Raw genomic sequence first — 24,505 nt, forward strand, 5'->3', positions numbered from 1 at the left:
GCGCACAGGGCGAGAGACGGACTGGCTGATGTATTCCAACGACGGATTCCGCGAACTGGAACGAAACGAGTGCCTGCGCCGGCTGGGCCGGGCACGCGTCGGCCGCATCGTCCACACTCGCCAGGCACTGCCCGCCGTACTGCCCGTGAACTTCTCCCTGGACCACGACGGGGCGGTGCTGCTGTGCACGTCCGCGGACTCGGAGCTGGTGCGCGCGATCGGCGGATCGGTGGTCGCCTTCGAGGCCGACGAGGTCGACGCCGCAGCGCACTCCGGCTGGAGCGTCGTCGTCACCGGGTCGGCCACCGTGGTGACCGACCCGGCCGAGCACGAACGCATGCTCCGAAACGGCCCGACCTCCTGGGTGCCCTCGCCCCAGGAAGTCTTCGTCCGGATCGAACCCGAGCTGGTGACGGGACGTGAACTCGTGGGCGGGCGTTCGATGTACGGGGTGGATCTCACCGGCGCGACCTGAACCGGGGCGTACGACTGTGTGCCCGGGTGGGGCCTGGATGAGGCCAGAAGCCGCGATGGCGCTGGTCTTGAGGCTGGCGGTAGAGACGCACCTACCACCGTCCGGGACTCACGGAGTCCCGGCTGCGGCGGCAGGCAGGGGGATGATGCGCGGGTAGCGGAGCGGGGGAGTACGGACGTCCGGTGGGGTGCGGGGTGTGGTGTCGGCCCCGGACCCCGCGGCAGCTCGCAGGGCCATGTCGAGATCGCCTCGGATCAGGGTGGACACCGGGCACTGCCGGCATTCGCCCGACGACGCGTGACCTGCCACGCCGGACTCAAGGGATCGGACGTGGTTGAAGGCGTCCAGGCCCCCGTCCGCGCGGATCGCGTACCAGTTGCCGAGGCGGTCCGGTCCGCTGAACCCTGCGGCCACGCCCGGTTCCGTCGGCAGGAGGACATGACCGTCGTGGACACGCACGAGGAAGACCTGGTCCATGTAGTCGCAGATGTCGGGCTGCGGGTCGTTCTCGCGCAGCCACACCAGGGCCTCACTTCGGGTGCCCGGTCCCCACAGGAGGGTCGTCGGGTAGGACGTCGTCGCGTGGAGCGAGTCGAACTCCAGCAGGTTGGGATCCTCGCGTCCCTCCGACCAGTGCACGGCCCGGACCAGCACGTACGTCCAGCCCGTATCCCTTGTCGTGGCGCTGGTGGCCAGGTTCTCGGCGAGCCCGGCAACGCACTCGTCTCCCGCGCTGGTCCAGCCGATGAACAGGACCTCGCGGGTGATCGGCTGCGGGTAGAGGCGCCCGCCCGGGGTTGGGCACCCCCACAGCTGATTGATGACCTCCACCAGCGTCGACAGCGCCATGAGCGCGTCGCCGGGGCCGAGCAGGTGGAAGGATCCGTGCGCCACCTCGTTGCGCATGTCCTGCAGAAAGGTCTCTACGCGCCGACTGCGCCCGCCGCGCAGCAGGCCCTCGCGGCGTGCCCAGGAGATCAGCCCGTCGAGCGTCCCATTGAAGCCGGTCCAGCGGCCGGCCATCTGGATCCTGGGCCCAGTGAGCTTCAGATCTCGCATCTGGCGGAAGAAGTGGCTGTAGCCGGTCGCCGAGATGCGGTGCTCGTGCCCGTGCTTGTCCCGGACGGCGACCGTGCCTTTGTGGAAGGCCATGAAGCGGTCGCGCAGCGCCTGTTCGAAGGCCAGTCGGGCATCGTCGGCCACCATCGTGAAGAGTTCGTAGTTCAGCACGCCGTAGACGAAGACCGTGCGCAGCCGATCGAACTGCCGCCGGGTCAGGTCGCCGACCTCGGGAGCGAGTACCAGTACGGAGGCCAGGCGTTGGTGGTGCGCGACCGCGACATCCGGCGAGGCAGGGGTGAGAGCCCCTCCCGGCGTGGAGTGCAGCGACCGGGGGTCGACGGCTTGAAGGTCCTGAAGCGTGAGGTCACGGTCCACGAAGACCACCTTCCGGAGAGTGAGCGAACCTTGCAGAATGACGGACCGTCCACGGCAAGGCAACCTTCTTTCAGCAGGGCACGTGACAACTGCAGGGCCGTTCCGGTGCGAGCTGTGGCTGCCGAGCTGACTGCGGTCCGCCGACCCAACACCGAGTAGCGCGGGCTCAGTCACAGCTGGCCGTCAATACGGGCCGTTGCCCGCATCCAGTCGGCGTCGATGGATTGTGAGTCCGTGACAGGACGACGCCTGGCCCGTACGGCCCCACAAGAAGGGGCCGTACGGCGTGTCAGCAGGTTCCCGTGGCCCCTGCCCCGGTCCGTTCGCGCAGGACGAGCATCGCCGGCAGAGCCGCTGTGCGCATGGGCGGCCCCTTCTCGCCGAACAGCGTGAGCAGGCAACAGTCAGAAGGGAAACGGGACATGACTCTCCATCATGTGGTCGTCGGAGTGGACGGTTCGCTGATCTCCGTACGAGCCCTGGACCGGGCAGCGGACGAGGCCGCGCGGCGCGGTGTCGAACTGACCGTCGTGTACGCCGCTGCCGACAGCGACGAGGCCGGACCGGTCCTGGCGTCCGCGGTCACGCGCGTCGGAGTACGCCACCCCGAGCTGACGGTGTCGACCAGGGACGCCGTCGGCGGCCCGGTGCGCACGCTCGTGCGTGAGAGCGAGGGCGCGGACCTCACCGTTGTGGGAACCCGGGGCATGGGCGGCCTCGCGGGCCTGCTGTTCGGCTCGGTGAGTCTGCGGCTGGCCGCGCGGGTGCACAGCCCGTTGCTCGTCGTGCGCGGAGACCACCCGTGCGACGACGGACGGCCCGTACTGCTCGGCCTGGAGGGCGACAGCGACGAGGACACGGCGCTCTACGCCTTCCAGGAGGCCGAGCGGCGCGGTGTCCCGCTGCGCGTCGTGCACTCCTGGACCCACCGGCACGTCACCCCCGAGCTGCCCTCACTGGTCCCGGCGATGAGCCTGGGCCAGGAGCAACTCGCCCGGCAGGCAAGGGCGGAGGACGCCGTTCCGCGCTTCAGCCTGGCCCGGCTGAGCGAGCGGCATCCCGGTGTCGAGGTCGAGAGCCGTACGGTCCGCACCGGCCCGGCGCGTGCCTTGCTGGAGGCCACCCGCGACTGTGCCGTCGTGGTCGTCGGTGCCCATCACCGCACCCACCGGTTCGGCCCGCGGCTGGGTCCGGTGGCGCACACCCTGCTGCACCGCTCCCACAGCCCGGTGGTCGTGGTGCCCACCGCCAAGTGACCCGGCGGACAGGGACGTTCGGCCCCTCGCTCCGGGCCTTGCAGCCCCTCCGCCGACACGGTCCGCCGCGAGACATTGAGGGCGCAACGAGAGCCCTCCAATCCAACGCATCGTTCCCTCGAAAGGGATGAGCATCATGGCAGTCCAGAACCAACCCCAACACCACCTGCGATTCCGCTTCCCGTCCCTGCACCGGACCGGGACGGCACAGGCCGCCACTGACACGACGGCGGCGACTATTTCGGCGCGTGCCTACGTGTTCGCGTCTCTGCGTGTGCTGACCGGGTTCGTCTTCCTGTGGGCGTTCCTGGACAAGACGTTCGGGTTCGGTTACGCCACCCCGTCAGGGAAGGGCTGGATCGACGGTGGTTCGCCGACGAAGGGTTTCCTGAGCAGTGTGGCGGCGGGTCCGATGGCGTCGACGTTCCACGACTGGGCCGGTGCGGGCTGGGCGGACTGGCTGTTCATGCTCGGTCTGCTGGGTATCGGTGTCGCGCTGGTCTCCGGTGTCGCGTTGCGGCTGGCGGCGGTGGCGGGCACGGCGATGATGGCGCTGATGTGGATGGCGGAGTGGCCGCCGGCCAGGCACCTCTCCGACGGGTCGCTGAGCATGTCGTCGAACCCGTTCGTCGACTACCACCTGATCTACGCCGTCGTCATCATCGCCCTCGCGGTGGCGGGTGCCGGCGCGACCTGGGGTCTGGGCAAGGTCTGGGCCAAGCTCCCGATCGTCCGCGACCACAACTGGCTGCGCTGACCACGCCAGATCCGGCGGGCCCTCGTGAGGGGGCCCGGAGTGCGGCTGCCCATTGGGCCGAACGGCCCCTGTCGGGGACCTGCGGCCCCTGCCGCGGGAACCCCTGCGCCACGAACCTGGAATCAGACATCCGTTCAGGAGGAAGAATCATGGTCCGCACTGTTGTCGCAGGTCTCGACGGTTCCCCCGAGAGCCGCGCCGCCGCCGAATGGGCGGCCCGCGAGGCCGAACTGCGCGGCCTGCAGCTGAAGGTCGTCCACGTCTGGGAGCCCGCCCCGGACCCGCTCGCCCAGGCCCCGCTGCTGGGCGCGGAGACGCAACAGCACTGGAGCGAGCGCATTCCGCGTGAGGCGGGCGAGGGCCTGCGGGTGCGCCACCCCGGTCTGGACGTGACCGAGGACCAGGTGACCGGCACGCCCGCGGACGCGCTGCTCGACGCGGCGAAGGACGCCGAACTGCTGGTCCTCGGCTCGCGCGGACTGAGCGGCGTCGGCGGATTCCTCGTCGGCTCCGTCGGCCTCTCCGTCGTCGCTCGCGCCGAACTGCCCGTGGTCCTGGTCCGGGCCGGCGGACAGGCCGCCGACGAACACGACACGGACCCGGCGGGCAGCCCGTCGACCGGCACCCCGTACCGGCCCGTGGTCCTCGGCCTCGACGCCGACACCCCCGCCGACGCGGTGATCGAGTTCGCGTTCGCCGAGGCCGCCCGGCGCGGCACCGGTCTGCGGGTGGTCTACGGCTGGAACCTGCCGCCCTACTACGCCTACGGCCTCGCGATGGACGCGGGCCTGAACGACGAACTCTCCCGCGAGGAGACCGCCGCTCTCACCGAGGCCCTGCGCCCTTGGCGCTTGAAGCACCCCGACATCCAGGTCGCCTTGGAACCCCGCGTCGGCAGCGCCGCCGACCACCTGGTGGACGCCTCCCGAGAGGCCTCCCTGGTCGTCATCGGCCGCCGGATCCGCCGCGCCGCGCTCGGCGCGCACATCGGCCCGGTCGCACACGGCGTCCTGCACCACGCCGTCGCCCCCGTGGCCGTCGTCGCACACGACTGACCCACCCCCGACTTTCCCCCTGAGGAGCATTGGCCATGAAGGCAGCAGTAGTACGGGCGTTCGGTGAGCCCCTGGTGATCGAGGACCGCCCCGACCCCGAGCCCGGCCCCGGCCAGGTCCGTGTCCGCGTCGAGGCCTCCGGGCTGTGCCACACCGACATCCACGCCGCGCACGGCGACTGGCCGGTCAAGCCCAACCCGCCCTTCGTCCCCGGCCACGAGGGCGTCGGCCTCGTCGAGAAGCTCGGCGACGGCGTCACCCACCTGACCGTCGGCCAGCGGGTCGCCGTGCCGTGGCTCGGCAGGGCCTGCGGGCGGTGCGAGCACTGCCTGTCCGGCTGGGAGACCCTCTGCGAGCAGCAGATCAACACCGGCTACGGCTGCGACGGCGGGTACGCGGAGAAGATGCTGGCCTGGGCGGACTTCGCGCAGCCGGTGCCCGACGGCGTGAGCGCGGTCGACGCCGCCCCGCTGACCTGCGCGGGCGTCACGACGTACAAGGCGCTGAAGGTCGCCGGCGTGCGGCCCGCGCAACTCGTCGCGATCTCCGGTGTCGGCGGGCTCGGCCACCTCGCCGTGCAGTACGCGAAAATCGCCGGCGCCCAGGTCGCGGCCATCGACGTCACCGACGAGAAGCTCGAACTCGCCACCGCGCTCGGCGCCGACCTCGTCATCGACGCCCGCAAGGACGACGTGGGAGAAGTCCTCAAGCGGCACGGCGGCGCGCACGCGGCGATCGCCCTGGCCGTGAACGAGGCCGCGTTCGCCGCCGTCAACTCCGGTCTGCGGCGCGGCGGGAAGCTCGTCATGGTCGCCCTGCCCGCGCACGGCACCATCCAGGTCCCGATCTTCGACACCGTGCTCAACGGCACCTCGGTGATCGGCTCGATCGTCGGCACCCGGCAGGACCTCGCCGAGGTCTTCCAACTGCACGCCACCGGACAGACCAAGGTCATCTCCGAGACCCGCCCGCTGAGTTCGGTCAACGAGTCCATCGCCGACGTGCTGCGCGGCGACGTCAAGGCCCGGATCGTCTTCGACCTCACGTCGGGGCGGTGACGGACATGACGAAGGCCCTGCCGATCGTCGTCGGCGTCGACGGTTCCGAGCCCAGCCTGCGGGCCGTCGACTGGGCGGCCGACGAGGCCGCCGTACGCGGACTGCCGCTGCGGCTGGTGTACGCGTCGCTGTGGGAGCGGTACGAGGGCACCTCGCTCGCCGACGACCTCGCCAAGCCCGACGAACAGGTGCTCGCCGAGGACATCGTCGACACGGCCGCCCGGCGTGCCCACCTCCGTCGGCCCGACCTGAAGATCTCCACCGACGTCCTGGCCGAGGAGCCCGAGTACGCGCTGGTGCGGGAGAGTCGCAGCGCCTCCGCGCTGGTGACGGGCACCCGCGGCCGCAGCGGCCTCGCCGAGGCGCTGCTGGGCTCGGTGAGCCTGACCGTGGCCGGACACGCGCAGTGCCCGATGATCGTCGTCCGCGGCAACCACGACAACCAGGCCCGCACCGGCACGCACGGTCGCGTCGTCGTGGGCGTCGGAGAGAAGCCGGGGGGCTCGGCGGCGGTGCGTTTCGCCTTCGAGGAGGCGCGGCGGCGCGGAGTGCCGGTGGAGGCCGTACGGGCCTGGCGCTGGCCCGCGCACGAGACCACCGACCATCCCCTGATGTCCGGCGAACCCGCCCGACTGCACGAGCAGGAGGCGGCGGAGGTGCTGGAAGCGGCGCTCCAGGACGCTCCGGTCGACGTCGAGACGCACCGCCGCACGGTCGAGGGCCCCACCCGGGCCGTGCTCGTGGGCGCCTCGCGCGACGCCGACCTCCTGATCGTCGGAGCCAAACGCCGCCCCGGACACTACGGACTCCAACTCGGCCGAGTGGCCCACGGGGTGCTGCACCACTCCGCCTGCCCGGTGGTCATCGTGCCCGAGCACGCATGAGCATGCCCGTCCCCAACTCCGCCTGCTGACGCAGTAGTTCCGCCTCCACCGCCCGCTGCCCGTGCCGATGACCTCCGGAGCCTCCGATGCCCAAGGCCGAAATGCTGGACGCGACCGCACTCTCCGACGACGAACTGCGCACCCTGGACGCCCACTGGCGTGCCGCCAACTACCTTGCCGCCGGCCAGATCTACCTGATGGCGAACGCCCTGCTCACCGAGCCCCTGAAGCCGGAGCACATCAAACCTCGACTGCTCGGCCACTGGGGCACCTCGCCCGGCCTCAACCTCGTGTACACCCACCTCAACCGGGTGATCAAGGCGCGCGGCCTGGACGCGTTGTGCGTGTGGGGACCCGGCCACGGCGGCCCGTCCGTGCTCGCCAACTCCTGGCTGGAGGGCAGCTACAGCGAGACCTACCCGGACGTGAGCCGCGACGGCGCCGGCATGGAGCGGCTGTTCAAGCAGTTCTCCTTCCCCGGTGGTGTGCCGAGCCATGTGGCACCCGAGACCCCGGGCTCGATCCACGAGGGTGGCGAACTCGGCTACTCCCTCGCCCACGCGTACGGCGCCGCCTTCGACAACCCGGACCTGCTCGTGGCCTGTGTGATCGGCGACGGCGAGGCGGAGACAGGCCCGCTGGCCGCCGCCTGGCACTCCAACAAGTTCCTCGACCCGGTCCACGACGGCGCGGTCCTGCCGATCCTGCACCTCAACGGCTACAAGATCGCCAACCCGACGGTCCTGTCCCGCCTCCCCGAGTCCGAACTCGACGAGCTGCTACGGGGATACGGCCACGACCCGATCCACGTCACCGGCGACGACCCGCTCCAGGTGCACAGGGCGATGGCCGCCGCGTTCGACGACGCCCTGGACCGCATCGCCGTGATGCAGCGCACCGCCCGCGAGGACGGCGTCACCGAGCGCGTGCACTGGCCGGTGATCGTGCTGCGCACTCCCAAGGGCTGGACCGGCCCCGCCGAGGTCGACGGCGTCCCCGTCGAGGGCACCTGGCGCGCACACCAGGTCCCGCTGTCCGAGGTGCGCGAAAACCCTGAGCATCTGCGGCAGTTGGAGACCTGGCTGCGCTCGTACCACCCGGAGAAGCTCTTCGGCCCGGACGGGCGGCCCGTCGCAGACGTCCTGGCCTGCGTACCCGAGGGCGCGAAGCGGCTGGGCTCCAGCCCGTACGCCAACGGCGGCCTGCTGGTACGCGACCTGCCGATCCCGTCCCTGGACCGTTTCGCCGTCCCGGTCGAGAAGCCGGGCACCACCCTGCACGAGCCGACCCGCGTCCTTGGCGACCTCCTCGAACAGGTCATGCACGACACCTCGGCGAGCCGCGACTTCCGCGTCGTGGGCCCGGACGAGACCGCTTCCAACCGCCTCCAGGCCGTCTTCAACGCCAGCGGCAAGGCATGGCAGGCCGGACTCCTGCCCGTCGACGAACACCTGGACCGGCACGGCCGCGTGATGGAGATCCTCTCCGAACACACCTGCCAGGGCTGGCTGGAGGGTTACCTCCTCACCGGCAGGCACGGACTGTTCTCCTGCTACGAGGCGTTCGTGCACATCGTCGACTCCATGGTCAACCAGCACATCAAGTGGCTGAAGACATCGAGGGAGTTGGCGTGGCGGGCACCCATCGCCTCCCTCAACTACCTGCTCACTTCGCACGTGTGGCGCCAGGACCACAACGGCTTCTCCCACCAGGACCCCGGCTTCGTCGACCACGTCCTCAACAAGAGCCCCGAGGTCGTACGGGTCTACCTCCCGCCGGACGCCAACACCCTTCTCTCGGTGGCCGATCACGTCCTGCGGAGCCGCGACTACGTCAACGTGGTCGTCGCCGGCAAACAGCCCTGCTTCGACTGGCTCTCCATGGAACAGGCCCGCGCCCACTGCGCGCGCGGCGCCGGGATCTGGGAGTGGGCCGGCAGCGAGAACGGCGGCGAACCCGACGTCGTCCTCGCCTGTGCCGGTGACGTCCCCACCCTGGAGGTGCTGGCCGCCGCCCAGCTGCTGCGCCGCCACCTGCCCCACCTGGCCGTCCGGGTCGTCAACGTCGTCGACATGACCCGGCTGCTGCCGCGCGAGGAACACCCGCACGGTATGAGCGACTTCGAGTACGACGGCCTGTTCACCACCGACAAGCCGGTCATCTTCGCCTACCACGGCTACCCGTGGCTCATCCACCGCCTCGCCTACCGCCGGGCCGGCCACGCCAACCTGCACGTGCGCGGCTACAAGGAGTCCGGCACCACGACCACGCCCTTCGACATGGTCGTCCGCAACGACCTCGACCGCTACCGCCTCGTCATGGACGTCATCGACCGCGTCCCCGGCCTCGCGGTACGCGCCGCCGCCGTACGCCAGCAGATGGCCGACGCCCGCACCCGCCACCACGCCTGGATCCGCGCACACGGCACCGACCTGCCCGAAGTCGCCGACTGGACCTGGAACGCCTGAAATCCCCACCCCAGCAAAGGAGTTCACCGCCATGACCGTACGCGTCGGCATCAACGGCTTCGGCCGGATAGGCCGCACCTACCTGCGCGCGGCACTCGACCGCGCCGAGGCGGGCACCCAGGACGTCGAGGTCGTCGCCGTCAACGACATCACCTCGCCCGCGACCCTCGCCCACCTCCTCGAATACGACTCCACGTTCGGCCGCATCGGTCGCGAGGTCACCCACGACGACAGCTCGATCACCGTCGACGGTCGGCGCATCGAGGTCACCGCCGAACGCGATCCGGCCGCGCTGCACTGGTCGGACTACGGCGCCGGCATCGTCGTCGAGTCCACCGGCCGCTTCCGTGACCGCGACTCGGCCGCCCTGCACCTCAAGGCGGGTGCCCACACCGTGCTGCTGTCCGCACCCGGCAAGAACGCGGACGCCACCATCGTGATGGGCGTCAACGACACGACGTACGACCGCCGCCAGGACCGGATCGTCTCGGCCGCCTCCTGCACCACCAACTGCGTCGCCCCGATGGTCAAGGTCCTCCACGAGACCTTCGGCATCGACCGGGGCATGATGACCACCATCCACGGCTACACCAACGACCAGTCCCTCCTCGACGGTCCGCACAAGGACCTGCGCCGGGCCCGCTCGGCGGCCCTGAGCATCATCCCCACCAGCACGGGTGCCGCCCGCGCGGTCGGCCTGGTGCTGCCGGAGCTGGCGGGTGCCCTGGACGGTATCGCCGTACGCGTACCGGTGGAGGACGGCTCGCTCACCGACCTCGCGGTCGTCCTGCACCGTGAGACGACGGTGGAGGAGGTCAACGCGGCCTTCGCCGAGGCCGCGGACGGCCCGCTCAACGGCATCCTGCGCGTCTCGAAGGCCCCGATCGTCTCCCGCGACGTCATCGGCGACCCCGCGTCCTGCGTCTTCGACCCGGCGCTCACCCAGGCGCACGGCACCCTGGTCAAGGTCTTCGGCTGGTACGACAACGAGTGGGGCTACACCAACCGGCTCCTCGACCTGACGGCGCTTGTCGCCGACGACTGAGCACGACCGCGAGAGGCCCCGTGAGGTGGGCCTGTGGGCGGATTCCTGAGGGCCGAAAGGCCCCATGGTCCGCCCCCAGGCAGCCCATGGGGCCTCTGCCCGTTCCGCGGGACGCTCGAAGTGTCGAAGAACCCTGGAGGAGACCCCGATGACGGACGACCTGCTCAGCGAACCCCCGGTCCACGCCCTGCTCGCGGACGGTACCACCGTGTGCATCCGTCCCGTCGAGGCCCGCGACCACGACCAACTCCAGGGCCTCTACGAGGAGATGTCCCCGGAGAACCTGCGGCTGCGCTTCTTCGGAGTGAGCCGCCGGTCCGCAGAGACGGCGGCCGACCGGGCCTGCCGGCCGCACCCCGGATACCGTGCGCTGCTGGCCGAGACCAAGGGCCAGGTGATAGGGCTCGCCGAGTACGACACCGGCGGTACCGGGACAGTGGCCGACATCTCCATCGCGGTCGCCGACGGACTGCACCACCGGGGCATCGGCACCCTTCTCGTCGAGCACCTGGTCTCCGCCGCGCGTGCCGAGGGCATCACGACGTTCACGGCCGACGCGCTCAGCGAGAACCGCGAGATCCTGCGGCTCTTCGCCGACCTCGGCCTGCGCACCGCCCGCCGCTTCGAGGGCCCCGAGATGCGCTGCACGATCGAACTCGACGAGGACGAGAACTACCTGTCGGCCACCGAGGCACGTGGCCGTGCCGCCGACGTCGCCAGTCTCGTGCCGCTGCTGCGCCCGGGCGCGGTCGCCGTCGTCGGTGCCGGACGCAAGGCCGGTTCCGTGGGCCGGGCGATCCTGCACCACCTGAAGGCCGGCGGCTTCACCCGCCGCCTCTTCGCGGTGAATCCCGCGGCCACCTCGATCCTCGGCGTGCCGAGCCATCCCTCGGTCAGCGCCCTGCCCAGGACGCCCGACCTCGTGGTCGTCGCCGTACCCGCCGCCGCCGTCCCGGCCGCCGCCGAGGAGTGCGGCAAGGCGGGGGTACGCGCTCTCCTCGTCGTCACCGCCGGACTCGACGCGTCCCAGGCCGGGGCGCTCATGGCGGCCTGCCGGGCCTACGGCATGCGGCTCGTCGGCCCCAATTGCCTCGGTGTCTCCAACACCGACCCGGAACTGAGCCTCGACGCCACCTTCGCCGCCAACCACCCGAACCCCGGCACCGCGGGCATCGCTGTGCAGTCGGGCGGCGTCGGCATCGCCCTGCTCGACGGATTGTCCCGGCTCGGGATCGGTGTCTCGACCTTCGCCTCCCTGGGCGACAAGTTCGACGTCAGCGGCAACGACATGCTCCAGTGGTGGGAGAGCGACGGCACCACCGATCTCGCCCTGCTGCACCTGGAGTCCTTCGGCAACCCGCGGGCGTTCTCCCGCACCGCGCGCCGCGTGACGCGCCGCATGCCGGTCCTGACCGTCGACGCGGGCCGCACCGACGCGGGCCGTCGCGCCGCCGCCTCGCACACCGCGGCGGCCGCCACCCGCACCATGACGCGCGGGGCGCTGTTCTCCCAGGCCGGCATCACCGCCACCCGCTCCGTCGGTGAACTCCTGGAAGCCGCCGCCCTGTTGCACTCCCAGCCGCTGCCGGCCGGATCCCGCGTCCTGATCGTCACCAACGCCGGGGGAGCAGGTGTCCTCGCGGCCGATGCCTGCGCCGAGGCAGGGCTCCGCCTGCCGACGCCCACCCCCGAACTCGTCGACGACCTGCTCGCCGTACTGCCCGAAGGCGCCGCGACCGGCAATCCGATCGACGCCACCGCGGCCGTCAGCGAGGACCAGTTGAGGGACTGCGTGGACCGGATCATGCGGCACGCCGGCGTCGACGCCGTGCTCGTGGCCCTGGTCCCCACGGCGGTCGCCGAGGCGACCGGCGACGATCTCGTCCGGGCCCTCACCCACGCAACCGGACACCGGCCGAAGCCGATTGCGGCGGTACGGCTCGAACAGGCCCTGCCCGTCGAGCTGTTGCCCACCACCGACCTGCGCACCGTCCCTGCCTACGCCGAACCCCAGGCGGCGGCACGGGCGTTGGCCCACGCCGCCCACCGCGCGGCCTGGCTCGCCCGGCCCGCCGGGACCATCCCCGACCTCGACGGAGTCGAGACCGCGCGCGCCCACACCGTCGTCGAGACCTACCTCGACGCCAACCCGGACGGCGGCTGGCTCGACCCGCGCCAGTGCGCCGAACTCCTCGGCTGCTACGGCATTCCCCAGCTCGCCTGGGCCTGGGCGGAGACCGAGGACGACGCCGTCCTCGCCGCCGACCGGCTGCGCGGCGCCGACGGCCGGGTGGTCATGAAGGGCCACTGGCCGGGCCTGCTGCACAAGAGCGAACAGCGCGCAGTCCATCTCGACCTGCGCGGCGGCGCCCAAGTGCGCGCCGCCTTCAGGGACTTGGAGACACGGTTCGCCGGACTGCTGACGGGCGTGGTGGTGCAGCCGCTCGCCGAACGCGGCACCGAGCTGTTCGCCGGCGTCGTCCAGGACCAGGTCTTCGGACCGCTCGTCCTGTTCGGGCTCGGCGGCACCGCGACCGAGATCCTCGCCGACCACACCGCCCGGCTCGCCCCGCTCACCGACCACGACGTGCACGACCTGATCACGGCCCCGCGCTGCGCCCCGCTCCTGTTCGGCGCGCACGGCAGCCGGCCCGTCGACCTCGAAGGCCTCGAACAGCTGCTGCTGCGGCTGTCCCGGATGGCGAGCGACCTGCCGCAGCTGGCCGAGGCCGACTTCAACCCCGTACTCGCGGCACCGGGCGGAGTCTCCGTCCTCGATGCCCGCGTCCGCCTGCTGCCCCGCGGGGCGCAGGACCCGTATCTGCGCCGACTTCGCTGAGGAGGGAACACCATGAAGCACAACAAGGTCGGCTCCGTGATGACCATGGAGGTCGTTCGCGCCACCTACGGAACGTCGTTCAAGGAGGTGGCACGCCTGCTCGGCGAACACCGCATCAGCGGCCTGCCCGTGATCGACGAGGACGACAAGGTCGTCGGAGTCGTCTCCGAGACGGACCTGATGGCCCACCAGGCAGAGGCCCCCGACCCGTACGAGCCGAAGAAGCGGTTCCGGTTCGCCGACCTGACGCGCAGCGCCAGGCGCCGGGCGGTGAAGGCTGCAGCCCGCACCGCCGGTCAGCTGATGACCGAGCCACCGGTCACCGTGCACGCCGAGGACACCATCGTCGAGGCCGCCCGGACCATGGCGCAGCATCGCGTGGAGCGGCTGCCCGTTCTCGACGAGGAACAGCGGCTCGTCGGCATCGTCACCCGCCGCGACGTGCTCCAGGTCTTCCTGCGGCCGGACAAGGACATCCACGACGAGGTCGTCGAAGAGGTGCTGGTCCGTGCCCTGTGGCAGGGCCCGCGCAGCATCGACGTCTCCGTGGTGGAGGGCGTCGTCACACTCGCCGGCCAGATGGAGCGCAAGAGCGAGACGGAGATCGCCCTCTCCATGACCCGCCAGATCGACGGCGTCGTCGCGGTCGTCGACGAGCTCACGTATCGGCTGGACGACTCGCAACTCCGCCCGGAGGAGCCGAGGTTCCACGGTGTCACCGAGGACTGGGTGCGCCACCTGTGAAGTGAGAGGAGGGGACCGCCATGCCCACCAGCGTGCTGGTCACCTACGGAACGACGAACGGATCGACCGCGCAGATCGCCGAGGCCGTGGCCGAGGTCCTGCGCAAGGCGGGCCTCACCACCGACCTGCTGCCCGCCAGGTCCGTCGTGGACGTGCGGCTGTACGGCGCCGTGGTGCTCGGCAGTGGCCTGTACGCCGGCCGCTGGCACCGCGACGCCCGCCGGTTCCTGAGCCGGCACGGCCGTCAACTGGCAAAGCGCCCGCTGTGGTTGTTCAGCAGCGGTCCACTGGATGCCTCGGCCTCGGAGCGGGACATCCCGCCCGTGTTCGGCGTGCGGCGGGCCATGTCCCGGCTCGACGCCAGGGGCCATGTCACCTTCGGCGGCTGTCTGGAGGACGGCGCCAAGGGGCGCATCGCCCAGTCGATCGTGCGCAACGGGAAGGGCGGAGACTTCCGCGACTTCGGCGCGATCGAGGAATGGGCGGCGTGGATCGCGGACGAGTTGCTGGCGGAGAGGGAGGAGGGCTGACCTGTTGTACCTCCCCTGCGGCAGAGAACGGCCCCGGCGCGACGGATCTGCGCCGGGGCCGTTCCATTGACCGTTCGAAGCGAGCACGGCAGCCGGGGCGGCGACAGCCCCGGCGGACGGTCCGGCACCGGTCCGGCATCGTTCCGGAGGGGGCCAACCAGGCCTGACGAGGGGACGGAAGGCCCATGCGCCGGGGGCCGGTGAGCGAGGACCCTGAAAGGGAACGGTTGACGAAGGAGTCACCATGTCTCTGGCTCACGAACAACACGGCCGTGCCACCCTGCACTTGGCCCACGCCGCGTCCCTCGCGCCCTCGCCGCACAACAGCCAGCCCCGGTTCTTCGTCGAGGAGGGCCACGACCAGGGCTTCGAGATCCACGCGGACCGCGGGCGGCGCCTGGCCCTGACCGATCCGGGCGGCCGGGAAACGGTCATCGCCTGCGGGGCGGCGCTGTTCAACGCGCGGATCGCCGTACGCAACCTCGGCTTTCGGCCCGCCGTCGACCCGCTTCCGGAGACCGGGAACCCGGCCTACCTGGCCCGCCTTCGGCCGGTTCCCGCAGATGGTCCTGCGCCTGGGCCACACGACCCAGGCCTGGGCCACGCCACGACGCACGCCCGCCGAGACGCTGCTCCGCAGTGACACGCGGGTCAGGTGAGGACGGTGGCCCCCAGCAGGCACGGAAGGCCGGCCGGAGTGCGCGGGTGGCGGCTTCGGCGCAACCCCCTCAGGCGCCGCAGCTACCTCGTCGAGGCCTGGCTGTTGCTCGCGGCCTGGATCCTCGCGGTCGTGGCGGCGGTCGGCACGGGCGCTTGGACGGCCCTCGCCGTCGAGCGGCACATCGATGCCCTGCGGGCCGAGCGGCACCCGGTGTCGGCCGTGCTCGTCTAGGACGCCGTGCGCACCGTGGGCACGAGCGACGGCAGCGACAGCTACCGGGCCACCGTGCGCTGGACCGGGTCGGACGGGACGCAGCGCATGGGACTGGCCCACGTGGACTCCAGTAGCAAGGCCGGGTCCACCACCCACGTGTGGCTGGACGCCGAGGGTCGTCTCGTGCCCAACCCCCCGACCGCGGCTCAGGCACGGATCGAGGGTGTGGTGCTGGGCGTGTGGGCCGCCGGGGGCGCCGGCGGGGCAATGCTCCTCGTCGGCCGGGGGCTGTCCGGGCTGCTGGAACGGCGGCGCCTGGACCAGTGGGACGCCGAGTGGGCGCGCATCGGTCCGCAATGGGGGCACAAGACCGGCTGATGCGCCTGTAGGTCAACGGTCGTTATATCTATGGGAGTTGGTCGACTCAGCCGCCGCTGGGCGAGTACCGGCCGGGAGCCGGTACTCGCCCAGGGAACTTCAGCGGTGCGTGAGGTCGAGCCGGACGTCCACGACCCCTTCCACCGCCCGCATCGCCCGGGCAGCCACAGGCACGAGCGTCCGGTCGGGCAGGGAACCCCCGAGCGTGACGACGCCGTCGGTCACCTCGACGGTCAGCGCGGTGGTCACCGGGAGCCGGCCGAGGACGCTGCGCCGGATCTCCCCGGCGATCTCCTCGTCGGGACGGAGGAAGACCTTGAGCAGGTCTCCGCGGCTCACGACCCCTTGCAGCAGGCCGACTCCGTCCACGACGGGCAGCCGTTTGACATGCAGCCGGGCCATGATGCGTGCGGCCTCCGCGAGCGAGGCATCGGCATGTACGGTCACGGCCGGGCTGCTCATCAACTCGCCCGCAGTGACTGCTCCTGCCTTGGCGCGGTGCGCGGAATCGGTTTGGCTCGCCGTGCCTTCGCCGCCGCGGAACTCCTCCTTGGCGAGCAGGTCCGCCTCGGACACCACCCCGACGACCCGGCCCTCGCCGGCCAGCACCGGGACGGCGCTGACCTTCCACTGATCGAGCAGTTCGACGATGTCCTTGAAGGGCGCCTCGCTGCCGACGGCGACGACGGTGTGGGTCATCACATCGCTCACGGTGTACGGAGATTCAGACATCACAGCCTCCCGTGGTCTTTCCTTGGGTGGGGACGGGCGTCGGATCGAGGAAGCGGGTGGACCTCCGGATCCCGTCGCGTGGGTACGGCGGTCATCGCGGTTCTTGCTCCGCGTATGTCGAGGGAAGGCTGACCAGTCGGACGCGGGCAGCACTCAGGCGGTGGGCCAGCACCCGGCCGACCCAGTGCTCGACGGCCTGGCCGAACTCGGCGTCGTCCAGGCACATCAGACGGACGGCGACCGCGTCGAACTCGTAGGCCTGCACCTGGGTCACCGCCGCGGCCCCCAACTGCCAGGCGTACGGCTCGTACAGCCAGGACCAGCCGACGAGATCACCGACCCCGAGCGTTTCGACGACCGGCTGCCGGCGGTCGGGAAGGCGTATGTCGAGAGCGGCGGTGCCGGCCTTGATGATCCAGAACCGGTCGGCGTGCCCGCCTTCCTCGAACAGCCGAGTACCCGGCGGGAAGCTGACCTCGCGGGCGATCCGCAACAGGCGTTCGCGATGGACGGAAGGCAGCGCGTGGTTCATGCGGAGCGCTATCGAAGGGGGCATCGCTCTGTCTCCGTTCCGTGTTCGGCCTCCAGCGCGGAGACTTACAGTTCGTGGCCGGACCAGGTGCCGGCGTCGACTTGGGCCGATGGATACGGCCAGGGTGTCTGGGGTGTGCGTGGGCCGTGTTGTCGACCACGCTGAGCGCGGCGCGCTCCCACAGCCCGACCAGCGGTCCGGGGTCGCCATCGGGCCGGAACTCGTTCCCGACGCCGATGACGGCGATGCGCAGACGCATCCTCATACCTTTCACCGTGCGCCACCGGCGCCCGGTCCTACAGGGGCCGAACGACCCATCGGCCGGGGCCGACCCGCCTTGCCCGGACTAAGCGGGCACAATGGCGACCGGGCAGCGCGCATGCCTCAGCAGGGCCAGGGCGGTGGTGCCCGGTGCGGTGTGCCGGCCGACCACCACCAGCCCTGACGTCTCGGAGGCGTGGGCCAGGGCCTCGGCCGGCGGGAGCAGCAGCGCGTCCGCCCGGACCTCGACGTCCGGGTACTTGCCGCGCCACGGGCGCAGCGCGTCGGACAGCAGGTCCTCCTCGTGGTCCTCACGGGCGGCGCGCTCCTGCTCAGGCAGCGGGAGGAGCGAGGCGGCGGCGCTCGCGGGAAGTGCCCAGGCGTGCACCGCGTGCAGCCGGACGCGGTGCAGCCGGGCCGTCTCGAAGGCGAAGGCGAGGGCGCCGCCGGACGGGTCCCGGGCGTCGACACCCACGGTCACGGCGTCGGTGTGACCTGGCACATCGCGCCCCGCGAGAGTCCCGGGCACGAGGACCAGCGGCCCGGCGCACCCGGTGGCGAGGGCCGCCGTGGTCGAGCCCAGGGGCATCCGGGCGTGCTGGCCCTCGCCGCGCAGCCCGAGCACGACCAGTTCCGCGTGCGCGCTCGCCGCGCGCAGTTCGGGGACGGGCGCCCCGGTGAGGCTCAACCCTTGGACGGTCAACGACGGGTGGCGGACGGTGAGTTCGGCGACCACACGGCCCGCCACGGTGTCCGGGCGGTAGGGCCACCGTTCCACCGGGTCGAGGTTCTCCGGTGGTGCCACATGCACCACGCGCAGCGGCAGCCCGCGCCGCAGCGCCTCGCGCGCGGCCCAGTCCGCGGCGACACGGCTACGTCCCGACCGGTCGACTCCGGCGATGATCACTCGTTCCATGGTGTGCCGCCCTCCAGATCCGTGGCCTCTCCACCATGACGGTCCGGGGCGGACGTGTGCTGGGGCCGAACGGACCCGGGTGGTGACCTGGCGGCCCATACCTGCGGGCACGGCGCCGGACGACGCTGGAAGCGAGGGGCAGACCGAGCGCAGGAGGTGCGGATCATGCTTCCGCCCGTCATCGCCGGAGTCGACGGTTCCGCGGAGAGTCTCGCCGCGGCCGACTGGGCCGCCCGGGAGGCGGCACGCCGCGACCTGCCGTTGCGGCTCGTGCACGTCTGGAACTGGCATCCGCGCCAGGAGGACGGCGAACCCGTCACGGCGGCGCAGCGGCAGCAGGCGGGCCGCGTCCTGCGGCAGGCCAGGGCGAGGTGCCGTGCCGTCGCCCCGGAGGTCCGCCCGTACGAGGAGCAGGTGGAGGGTCCCGCGACCGCCGCCCTGCTCAGGGCGGCCGAGGAGGCGGAGCTGCTGGTGCTGGGCTCGCGCGGCCTGAGCGGGTTCACCGGGCTGCTGATGGGCTCGGTCGCGCAGGGCGTGGTGGCTCGCGCCACGCATCCCGTGGTGCTCGTGCGGGCGGACGAGAGGGCCGCCGACGAGCACTTTCCGGCGGGCGACGGACGCGGTTCCGTCCTGACCGGCTACCGGGACGTGGTCCTGGGCGTCGACCTGGGCGATCCCTGCGACGCGGTGATCGAGTTCGCCTTCGAGGCGGCCCGGGTGCGCGGCGCCCGGCTCCGCGCCGTCCACGCCTGGCGGCCACCGACCTCGCTGGGGTTCGGCCCCGGCGAGATCGGTCTGGTGAGCGGCCCGCGGCGAGCCGAGGAATGGCACGGCTTCCTGTCCGCCGTGCTCCAGGTGTGGCGCGACAAGTACCCCGGCGTCGAGGTCACCGAGACCGTCGCGGAAGGCCGGGCACAGTCCGCGCTGCTCCGGGCCGCCTGCGAGGCGGGCCTCCTCGTCGTCGGCCGGCACCTCACCGACCGGCCGGCGGGACCGCACATCGGCCCCGTCACCCATACCGCCATCCACCACGTCGGCTGCCCCGTGGCCGTCGTACCCCACGAGTGAGAGGCCCGAGTCCTGATGACTGCGCCCACCAAGTACGTGTACGAGTTCACCGAAGGCAGCCGCGAGATGGCCGCCCTGCTGGGCGGAAAGGGAGCCGGACTGGCCGAGATGACCCGCCTCGGGCTGCCCGTGCCGCCCGGATTCACCGTCACCACCGAGGCCTGCAAGGCCTATCTGAAGACGGGGGAGGAGCCACCCGAGCTGGCCGTCGAGACGGCCCGCGCGCTGGCCGGACTGGAACGGACGATGGGCCGCACCCTCGGCGCGCCCGACGATCCACTGCTGGTGTCCGTCCGCTCGGGCGCCCGCTTCTCCATGCCCGGCATGATGGAGACCATCCTCGACATCGGCCTCAACGACCGTTCCGTCGTAGGGCTGGCCGAGGCGTCCGGGCAGGAGCGGTTCGCCTGGGACTCCTACCGGCGGCTCATCCAGATGTTCGGCCACACCGTGATGGGCGTGGACGGCGACCTGTTCGAGGAGGCCATCGCGACGCACAAGGCACAGCGCGAGATGACCGGCGACCACGATCTCGACACGGTCGAACTCGCCCTGATCACCGAGGAGTTCAAGGCCATCATCCGCAAGGAGACCGGCGAGGACTTCCCCCAGGACCCGGCCGAGCAGCTGACCCGTGCCATCCGTGCGGTCTTCGACTCCTGGAACGGCGAACGCGCCCGTATCTACCGCCACCGCGAACACATCTCCGAGGACCTCGGCACCGCCGTCAACGTCCAGGCCATGGTCTTCGGCAACCTCAGCTCCCCTGTGACATTCGAAAGCAGCGGCACCGGCGTCACCTTCACCCGCGACCCCGCCACCGGCGAACGCGGCATGTACGGCGACTACCTGCCCGACGCCCAGGGTGAGGACGTCGTCGCGGGCGTCCGCGACGCACTGCCCCTGACCGAGTTGAAGCGGCTCAACCCAGGCGCCTACCACCAGCTCGCCGATCACCTCCAGACCCTGGAGCACCACTACCGCGACCTGTGCGACGTCGAGTTCACCGTCGAGCGCGGCAAGCTGTGGATCCTCCAGACCCGCGTCGGCAAGCGCACCGCCGAGGCCGCCTTCCGCATCGCCCACGACCTGCGCGAGGAGCGCACGATCGACGCGGACGAGGCCCTGGTCCGCGTCGACGGCACCGAACTGACCCGCCTGATGTTCCCCCGCTTCGACACCACCCCGGCCGACGTTCCCCTCGCCCACGGTGTCCCCGCCTCCCCGGGCGCGGCCGTCGGCGTCGTGGTCTTCGACTCCGCCGAGGCGGTACGACGCGCCGAGGCCGGCGAGGCCACGGTTCTCGTCCGCCGGGAGACCACCCCCGACGACCTCCCCGGCATGATCGCCGCCCAGGCCGTCCTGACCAGCCGGGGCGGCAAGACCAGCCACGCCGCAGTCGTCGCGCGCGGCATGGGCAAGGTCTGCGTCTGCGGCGCCGAATCCCTCACGGTCGACCCGACAGCCCGTCAATTCACCACGGAATCAGGTGTGCTGGTGCACGAGGGCGACACCGTCTCCGTCGACGGCACCGAGGGTACCGTCCACCTCGGCGCACTCCCGCTGACCGCGTCCGACGTAGGCCGCGCCCTGGAGACCGGCACCGCGAGCGGCCCGCTCACCGAGGCGGTCCTCGGCGCCCTCACCCACGCTGATTCCGTACGACGCCTCGAAGTGCGGGCCAACGCCGACACCCCCGAGGACGCCGTACGCGCCCGTAGCCTCGGCGGGCAGGGCATCGGCCTCTGCCGTACCGAGCACATGTTCCTCGGCGAACGCAGGGCACTGGTCGAGGCGATGATCCTGGCCCGCGACGACGGCGCCCGCCAGAAGGCCCTGGCCGCCCTGCTGCCCCTCCAGCGCGAGGACTTCACCGGCATCCTCACGGCGATGGACGGACTCCCGGTGACCATCCGGCTCATCGACCCGCCCCTGCACGAATTCCTGCCGGACCGCACGGAGTTGGCCGTACGCCTGGCCCGCGCCGAGCACCCGGACCCGCACGACCGCGAGCTGCTCGCCGCCGTCGAGCGCATGCACGAGCAGAACCCGATGCTCGGCCTGCGCGGCGTCCGGCTCGGCCTGGCCGTGCCCGGACTGATGGCCATGCAGGTGCGGGCGATCGCCGAAGCAGCGGTCGCGCGACTGCGGGCCGGCGGCCGGCCGCGCGCCGAGATCATGATCCCGCTCGTCGGCACGGTCGAGGAACTGCGACTGGCCCGCACCGAGGCGGAAGCGGTCCTCGCCGAGGTCCAGGAGGAGACCGGTACGACCCTCGACTGCCCGATCGGCACGATGATCGAACTGCCGCGCGCCGCGCTCACCGCCGCCCGTATCGCCGAGTCCGCCGACTTCTTCTCCTTCGGCACCAACGACCTGACCCAGACCACCTGGGGCCTGTCCCGCGACGACGCCGAGGCCTCCTTCTTCCCGCTGTACCTGGAGAAGGGCGTCTTCACCGTGTCACCGTTCGACACCATCGACCAGGAGGGCGTGGGCCGACTCGTGGAACTGGCCGTCGAGGCGGGCCGAGCCGTCAACTCCCGCCTGGAGACCGGTGTTTGCGGCGAACACGGCGGTGACCCGGAGTCCATCCACTTCTTCCACCGGGTGGGCCTGGACTACGTCTCCTGCTCGCCGTTCCGCATTCCGGCGGCCCGGCTGGAGGCGGGACGGGCGGCGCTCATGGACATCACCGGAGGCAGCGACAGCAGGTGAGTGGTTCGGTCAGCGATGAGGGCAGAGGGCACAGGTCTCCGTGGTCAATCAAGGAGCGATGACCATGGGCCGTGTGCCCGCCTGGGCTTGCGGCTTGGCCGCCGCACTCTAGTGGCCGTCCGTGCACTCGTACTGTCCCCAGCTCAGTGAGCCGTGCGCGCGGTCTACCTTGATCTGTCCGTGGTTGAGGACGTACGGGGCGGCGGCGAGACCGGGGTCGGTCCGGACAATATTGGCGGCGAGCGCCGCGACGCGTGAGTCGATCGCGGGCTCGGCACCCAGCAGGATCTGATCCAGGTACGCGGCGTAGTGCCGCGCGGCGCCGGGGCGTCGGTCCAGGGCGGACCTGGCGGTACGGAGCTGCTGCTCGGTCAGCTCGCCGTCCTGGTGGTTGCGTTGGCATCTGCGGCACAGGCGGATCGGTCGCCACGGATCGGGTGCCTCGGGCTGCTCTCCCGTCTTGCGGAATCCGGGTGGCCATGGCGTCGGTTCGGGGTCCTCCATGAGGACGATGTCGATGAATTGTCGGGTCTCCCCGCACTCTGAGCACTCGGGGCTGAGCGCGTGCATCAGCCCCCGGGTGGCGTCGGACATGGGTGGCGGCTCGGCCTGGTTGGCTTGGGCATCCTCCTCGTGGCGGGCCTGCTTCCAGAGCCGATCAATGCGCCGGTCGATGTTGTCGAGACTTTCCTCGCGGTCGGTCTCGGTCCCCAAGTCTCTTGCCCGCTCTGCCAGTTGGAGGGCGACGGCCGTCACTACGTCCAAACTGGGCAACTTCGCCTTGGCGAAGGCGTTGTGGATGGTGGTGTGGCGGGGCCGGCCTCCGAGACGCTTGGCGATGTCCCGGGTGGTGGGGCACCCGGCCCTTTGGTGCAGCATGTGCAATTGCCGATTGAGATCGCGGCGTGCACCGGGAGGCAGTTGAGGCTGTTTGATGGCTCCAGCTCGGCCCATGTAGCGCTCCCTTCCGTACCAGTGTCGGGCATCAATTCTCGGAGGTTTCTGCGTCTGGCATCGGCGCCAATGCAACCTCACCCGGCTGATGCCCCAGACGATCAGCGCGACGAGGAGGCCAGAGGCGACGTTCTCGATGAACGACATAGGGCGAGCCTTCACCCGGCCCAGGGCCGGATGGACAGATATGAACAGCGGAGGCCCGCCGATTTCAGTGGGCCGGACGAGAATCGCATTTCTGATGCTGGGCCAGTTCTCCGACGCCGTTGGTCAGGGTGGTACCGGGACGGAAAATCCTGCCCGGATGTCAGTGGCTGCGGCCACACTGGATGCATGACGCAAGACCGTGCCGCTTGGGCATCGCAGTTGCTGGTCCCCACCGGGCCCGCCATCAACCCGATGGTGTTGAGCCGGCAGATGCTGCTGCCCATCCTCGATGCCAACGCGCTCCTGGTCGAAGCCTGCTCCATGGTCAAGCACGGCCTTCACCAGGACAAGATCACCGGTCTGGCGGGAACGGGCCGATCCAACCCCTACAGACGTCGGCCGCGCCCAGTTCGAGCAACTGCCCGCCGAGCGTCTCCACATCGGCTTCGAGCCGCTCGGTCGACTGCCCTTCGAGGACCGCGACCAGATAGGCGAGTGCCGTGTCGCGGACCTGTTGCGGGATGCCGAGCCCGAGGTCTTGTTGGGCGGTCATCGCCGCCATCGTGAGCATGTCGACGTACTCCAGGGCCAGCGGATCCAGGCCCGTGGCCAGCAGGCGCGGCACCGCGCGGGTGATCTCCTCGGCCGTCGCGAAGGGTGCCAGCATCGTCGCGCCGTGCCCGGCGCGGGGCTTCAGACGCAGGGTCGCCTCGGTGACGAGGGCGAGGGTGCCCTCGGAGCCGACGAGCAGCTGGGTCAGGTCGTAGCCCGTGCTCGTCTTGACGTACTTGCCGCCGCTGCGCACGATCGCGCCGGAGGCGAGGACCGCCTCGACTCCGAGCACGTGGTGGCGGGTGACGCCGTGCCGGACGGCGTGCATGCCGCCGGCGTTGGTGGCGATCGTGCCGCCGACCGACGCGCTCGGCTCACCCGGGCGTACCGGGTAGCACAGCCCGAACTCGGCTGCGTGGTCGTCGAGTTCAGCCAGGGTGACCCCCGGCTGGACCACCGCCACGTGGTTGTCGGCGTCGATCTCCACCACGTGGTTCATCCGCTCGAAGGACACGACGATCCCGTCCGTGCCGGGCACGCAGGCCCCGCACAGCCCGGTGCCGGAGCCCCGTGCCGTCACGGGGACCCGCTGCATGGCGGCGACCGCCAGGATCTCGGACACCTCGGCCGTCGACGCGGGACGCACCACGTACCTCGGCCGTCGTGCCGCGACGGCCAGCGACTCGTCGTGCCCGTACTCCTCGGGATCGCGGTCCTCCATGAGCATGTGTTCTGGCCCCACCACCTTCGCCAGGAGCGATCCGGTGTCGGTCATGATCCGGTTCCCTTCGTTGGGTTTCCCGCCCCGGGCCTGCGCGAGAGGGC

22 protein-coding genes are annotated in these 24,505 nt (G+C 71.2%); 16 read left to right on the forward strand and 6 right to left on the reverse strand.

Annotated elements, in window-relative coordinates; translation table 11 throughout:
* Positions 1–28: 28 nt before the first annotated feature.
* A complete protein-coding gene (locus ACIQBL_RS45065) occupies positions 29–475 on the forward strand; it encodes a pyridoxamine 5'-phosphate oxidase family protein (protein ID WP_401954052.1) in 447 nt (148 codons plus the stop codon).
* Positions 476–583: 108 nt separating this feature from the next.
* On the opposite strand, the gene ACIQBL_RS45070 is transcribed toward ACIQBL_RS45065, so the two are convergent.
* Entirely contained in the window at positions 584–1,912 is a 1,329-nt protein-coding gene (locus ACIQBL_RS45070; RefSeq protein WP_401954054.1) for a hypothetical protein, read from the reverse strand.
* A 422-nt stretch (positions 1,913–2,334) separates the two neighbouring features.
* Between ACIQBL_RS45070 and ACIQBL_RS45075 the strand changes: the two genes are divergently transcribed.
* From ACIQBL_RS45075 to ACIQBL_RS45135, 13 genes are all read left to right on the forward strand, one after another.
* Positions 2,335–3,168, forward strand: coding sequence for a universal stress protein (locus ACIQBL_RS45075; protein ID WP_401954057.1), 834 nt, complete (start codon positions 2,335–2,337; stop codon positions 3,166–3,168).
* Between the two features lie 136 nt (positions 3,169–3,304).
* Positions 3,305–3,925 carry a hypothetical protein gene (locus ACIQBL_RS45080; RefSeq protein ID WP_401954059.1) on the forward strand — a complete coding sequence of 207 codons (621 nt, stop codon included), beginning with the start codon at positions 3,305–3,307 and terminating at the stop codon, positions 3,923–3,925.
* A 149-nt stretch (positions 3,926–4,074) separates the two neighbouring features.
* Positions 4,075–4,980, forward strand: coding sequence for a universal stress protein (locus tag ACIQBL_RS45085; protein WP_401954062.1), 906 nt, complete (start codon positions 4,075–4,077; stop codon positions 4,978–4,980).
* A gap of 35 nt (positions 4,981–5,015) precedes the next feature.
* The gene (locus ACIQBL_RS45090) at positions 5,016–6,038 is read left to right on the forward strand and encodes a zinc-dependent alcohol dehydrogenase (protein WP_401954064.1); all 1,023 of its coding nucleotides are present in this window, start codon (positions 5,016–5,018) and stop codon (positions 6,036–6,038) included.
* 5 nt (positions 6,039–6,043) lie between these two features.
* Complete coding sequence (locus ACIQBL_RS45095; RefSeq protein ID WP_401954067.1) at positions 6,044–6,922, forward strand: universal stress protein; 879 nt, start codon at positions 6,044–6,046, stop codon at positions 6,920–6,922.
* 86 nt (positions 6,923–7,008) lie between these two features.
* Positions 7,009–9,390, forward strand: a complete 2,382-nt coding sequence (locus tag ACIQBL_RS45100; RefSeq protein ID WP_401954069.1) for a phosphoketolase — start codon at positions 7,009–7,011, stop codon at positions 9,388–9,390.
* Positions 9,391–9,421: 31 nt separating this feature from the next.
* Complete coding sequence (gene gap, locus ACIQBL_RS45105; RefSeq protein ID WP_401954072.1) at positions 9,422–10,435, forward strand: type I glyceraldehyde-3-phosphate dehydrogenase; 1,014 nt, start codon at positions 9,422–9,424, stop codon at positions 10,433–10,435.
* A 148-nt stretch (positions 10,436–10,583) separates the two neighbouring features.
* A complete protein-coding gene (locus ACIQBL_RS45110) occupies positions 10,584–13,274 on the forward strand; it encodes a GNAT family N-acetyltransferase (protein WP_401954074.1) in 2,691 nt (896 codons plus the stop codon).
* 12 nt (positions 13,275–13,286) lie between these two features.
* Positions 13,287–14,018 carry a CBS domain-containing protein gene (locus ACIQBL_RS45115; protein ID WP_401954076.1) on the forward strand — a complete coding sequence of 244 codons (732 nt, stop codon included), beginning with the start codon at positions 13,287–13,289 and terminating at the stop codon, positions 14,016–14,018.
* A gap of 20 nt (positions 14,019–14,038) precedes the next feature.
* Positions 14,039–14,548: a flavodoxin domain-containing protein gene (locus ACIQBL_RS45120; RefSeq protein ID WP_401954079.1), complete on the forward strand. Its 510-nt coding sequence runs from the start codon at positions 14,039–14,041 to the stop codon at positions 14,546–14,548.
* A 244-nt stretch (positions 14,549–14,792) separates the two neighbouring features.
* Positions 14,793–15,191 carry a hypothetical protein gene (locus ACIQBL_RS45125; protein ID WP_401954081.1) on the forward strand — a complete coding sequence of 133 codons (399 nt, stop codon included), beginning with the start codon at positions 14,793–14,795 and terminating at the stop codon, positions 15,189–15,191.
* A gap of 21 nt (positions 15,192–15,212) precedes the next feature.
* Positions 15,213–15,440 carry a hypothetical protein gene (locus tag ACIQBL_RS45130; RefSeq protein WP_401954084.1) on the forward strand — a complete coding sequence of 76 codons (228 nt, stop codon included), beginning with the start codon at positions 15,213–15,215 and terminating at the stop codon, positions 15,438–15,440.
* Positions 15,441–15,455: 15 nt separating this feature from the next.
* Positions 15,456–15,800 carry a hypothetical protein gene (locus ACIQBL_RS45135; protein ID WP_401954086.1) on the forward strand — a complete coding sequence of 115 codons (345 nt, stop codon included), beginning with the start codon at positions 15,456–15,458 and terminating at the stop codon, positions 15,798–15,800.
* A gap of 99 nt (positions 15,801–15,899) precedes the next feature.
* Here ACIQBL_RS45135 and ACIQBL_RS45140 read toward each other — a convergent pair whose 3' ends face one another.
* The 3 genes from ACIQBL_RS45140 to ACIQBL_RS45150 all read right to left on the reverse strand — a co-directional run bounded on the left by ACIQBL_RS45140 (position 15,900) and on the right by ACIQBL_RS45150 (position 18,241).
* Positions 15,900–16,532: a CBS domain-containing protein gene (locus tag ACIQBL_RS45140; RefSeq protein WP_401954089.1), complete on the reverse strand. Its 633-nt coding sequence runs from the start codon at positions 16,530–16,532 to the stop codon at positions 15,900–15,902.
* Positions 16,533–16,623: 91 nt separating this feature from the next.
* Positions 16,624–17,088: a Crp/Fnr family transcriptional regulator gene (locus tag ACIQBL_RS45145; protein ID WP_401954091.1), complete on the reverse strand. Its 465-nt coding sequence runs from the start codon at positions 17,086–17,088 to the stop codon at positions 16,624–16,626.
* A gap of 322 nt (positions 17,089–17,410) precedes the next feature.
* Entirely contained in the window at positions 17,411–18,241 is an 831-nt protein-coding gene (locus ACIQBL_RS45150; RefSeq protein ID WP_401954093.1) for a universal stress protein, read from the reverse strand.
* 165 nt (positions 18,242–18,406) lie between these two features.
* Here ACIQBL_RS45150 and ACIQBL_RS45155 point away from each other — a divergent pair, with 165 nt between their 5' ends.
* A complete protein-coding gene (locus tag ACIQBL_RS45155) occupies positions 18,407–19,309 on the forward strand; it encodes a universal stress protein (RefSeq protein WP_401954096.1) in 903 nt (300 codons plus the stop codon).
* A 15-nt stretch (positions 19,310–19,324) separates the two neighbouring features.
* Entirely contained in the window at positions 19,325–22,027 is a 2,703-nt protein-coding gene (gene ppdK, locus ACIQBL_RS45160) for a pyruvate, phosphate dikinase (RefSeq protein WP_401954098.1), read from the forward strand.
* Positions 22,028–22,135: 108 nt separating this feature from the next.
* On the opposite strand, the gene ACIQBL_RS45165 is transcribed toward ppdK, so the two are convergent.
* Together ACIQBL_RS45165 and ACIQBL_RS45170 are read right to left on the reverse strand one after the other, a co-directional pair.
* Positions 22,136–22,906, reverse strand: a complete 771-nt coding sequence (locus ACIQBL_RS45165) for a hypothetical protein (protein ID WP_401954101.1) — start codon at positions 22,904–22,906, stop codon at positions 22,136–22,138.
* Positions 22,907–23,480: 574 nt separating this feature from the next.
* Positions 23,481–24,455 (reverse strand): FAD-binding oxidoreductase, encoded by a 975-nt coding sequence (locus ACIQBL_RS45170; protein ID WP_401954103.1) that lies wholly within the window; start codon positions 24,453–24,455, stop codon positions 23,481–23,483.
* Positions 24,456–24,505: the final 50 nt, after the last annotated feature.

Source organism: Streptomyces sp. NPDC088350 (genome assembly GCF_044753545.1).
Taxonomy (GTDB): domain Bacteria; phylum Actinomycetota; class Actinomycetes; order Streptomycetales; family Streptomycetaceae; genus Streptomyces.

Bases quoted from the DNA above. Each gene is read 5' to 3' on its own strand.
- ACIQBL_RS45115 (WP_401954076.1), top strand. From the start codon at position 13,287: ATGAAGCACAACAAGGTCGGCTCCGTGATGACCATGGAGGTCGTTCGC.
- ACIQBL_RS45080 (WP_401954059.1), top strand. From the start codon at position 3,305: ATGGCAGTCCAGAACCAACCCCAACACCACCTGCGATTCCGCTTCCCG.
- ACIQBL_RS45125 (WP_401954081.1), top strand. From the start codon at position 14,793: ATGTCTCTGGCTCACGAACAACACGGCCGTGCCACCCTGCACTTGGCC.
- ACIQBL_RS45140 (WP_401954089.1), bottom strand. From the start codon at position 16,532: ATGTCTGAATCTCCGTACACCGTGAGCGATGTGATGACCCACACCGTC.
- ACIQBL_RS45150 (WP_401954093.1), bottom strand. From the start codon at position 18,241: ATGGAACGAGTGATCATCGCCGGAGTCGACCGGTCGGGACGTAGCCGT.
- ACIQBL_RS45095 (WP_401954067.1), top strand. From the start codon at position 6,044: ATGACGAAGGCCCTGCCGATCGTCGTCGGCGTCGACGGTTCCGAGCCC.
- ACIQBL_RS45155 (WP_401954096.1), top strand. From the start codon at position 18,407: ATGCTTCCGCCCGTCATCGCCGGAGTCGACGGTTCCGCGGAGAGTCTC.
- ACIQBL_RS45065 (WP_401954052.1), top strand. From the start codon at position 29: ATGTATTCCAACGACGGATTCCGCGAACTGGAACGAAACGAGTGCCTG.
- ACIQBL_RS45075 (WP_401954057.1), top strand. From the start codon at position 2,335: ATGACTCTCCATCATGTGGTCGTCGGAGTGGACGGTTCGCTGATCTCC.
- ACIQBL_RS45165 (WP_401954101.1), bottom strand. From the start codon at position 22,906: ATGCTGCACCAAAGGGCCGGGTGCCCCACCACCCGGGACATCGCCAAG.
- gap (WP_401954072.1), top strand. From the start codon at position 9,422: ATGACCGTACGCGTCGGCATCAACGGCTTCGGCCGGATAGGCCGCACC.
- ACIQBL_RS45120 (WP_401954079.1), top strand. From the start codon at position 14,039: ATGCCCACCAGCGTGCTGGTCACCTACGGAACGACGAACGGATCGACC.
- ACIQBL_RS45110 (WP_401954074.1), top strand. From the start codon at position 10,584: ATGACGGACGACCTGCTCAGCGAACCCCCGGTCCACGCCCTGCTCGCG.
- ACIQBL_RS45145 (WP_401954091.1), bottom strand. From the start codon at position 17,088: ATGCCCCCTTCGATAGCGCTCCGCATGAACCACGCGCTGCCTTCCGTC.
- ACIQBL_RS45090 (WP_401954064.1), top strand. From the start codon at position 5,016: ATGAAGGCAGCAGTAGTACGGGCGTTCGGTGAGCCCCTGGTGATCGAG.
- ACIQBL_RS45085 (WP_401954062.1), top strand. From the start codon at position 4,075: ATGGTCCGCACTGTTGTCGCAGGTCTCGACGGTTCCCCCGAGAGCCGC.
- ACIQBL_RS45100 (WP_401954069.1), top strand. From the start codon at position 7,009: ATGCCCAAGGCCGAAATGCTGGACGCGACCGCACTCTCCGACGACGAA.
- ppdK (WP_401954098.1), top strand. From the start codon at position 19,325: ATGACTGCGCCCACCAAGTACGTGTACGAGTTCACCGAAGGCAGCCGC.
- ACIQBL_RS45170 (WP_401954103.1), bottom strand. From the start codon at position 24,455: ATGACCGACACCGGATCGCTCCTGGCGAAGGTGGTGGGGCCAGAACAC.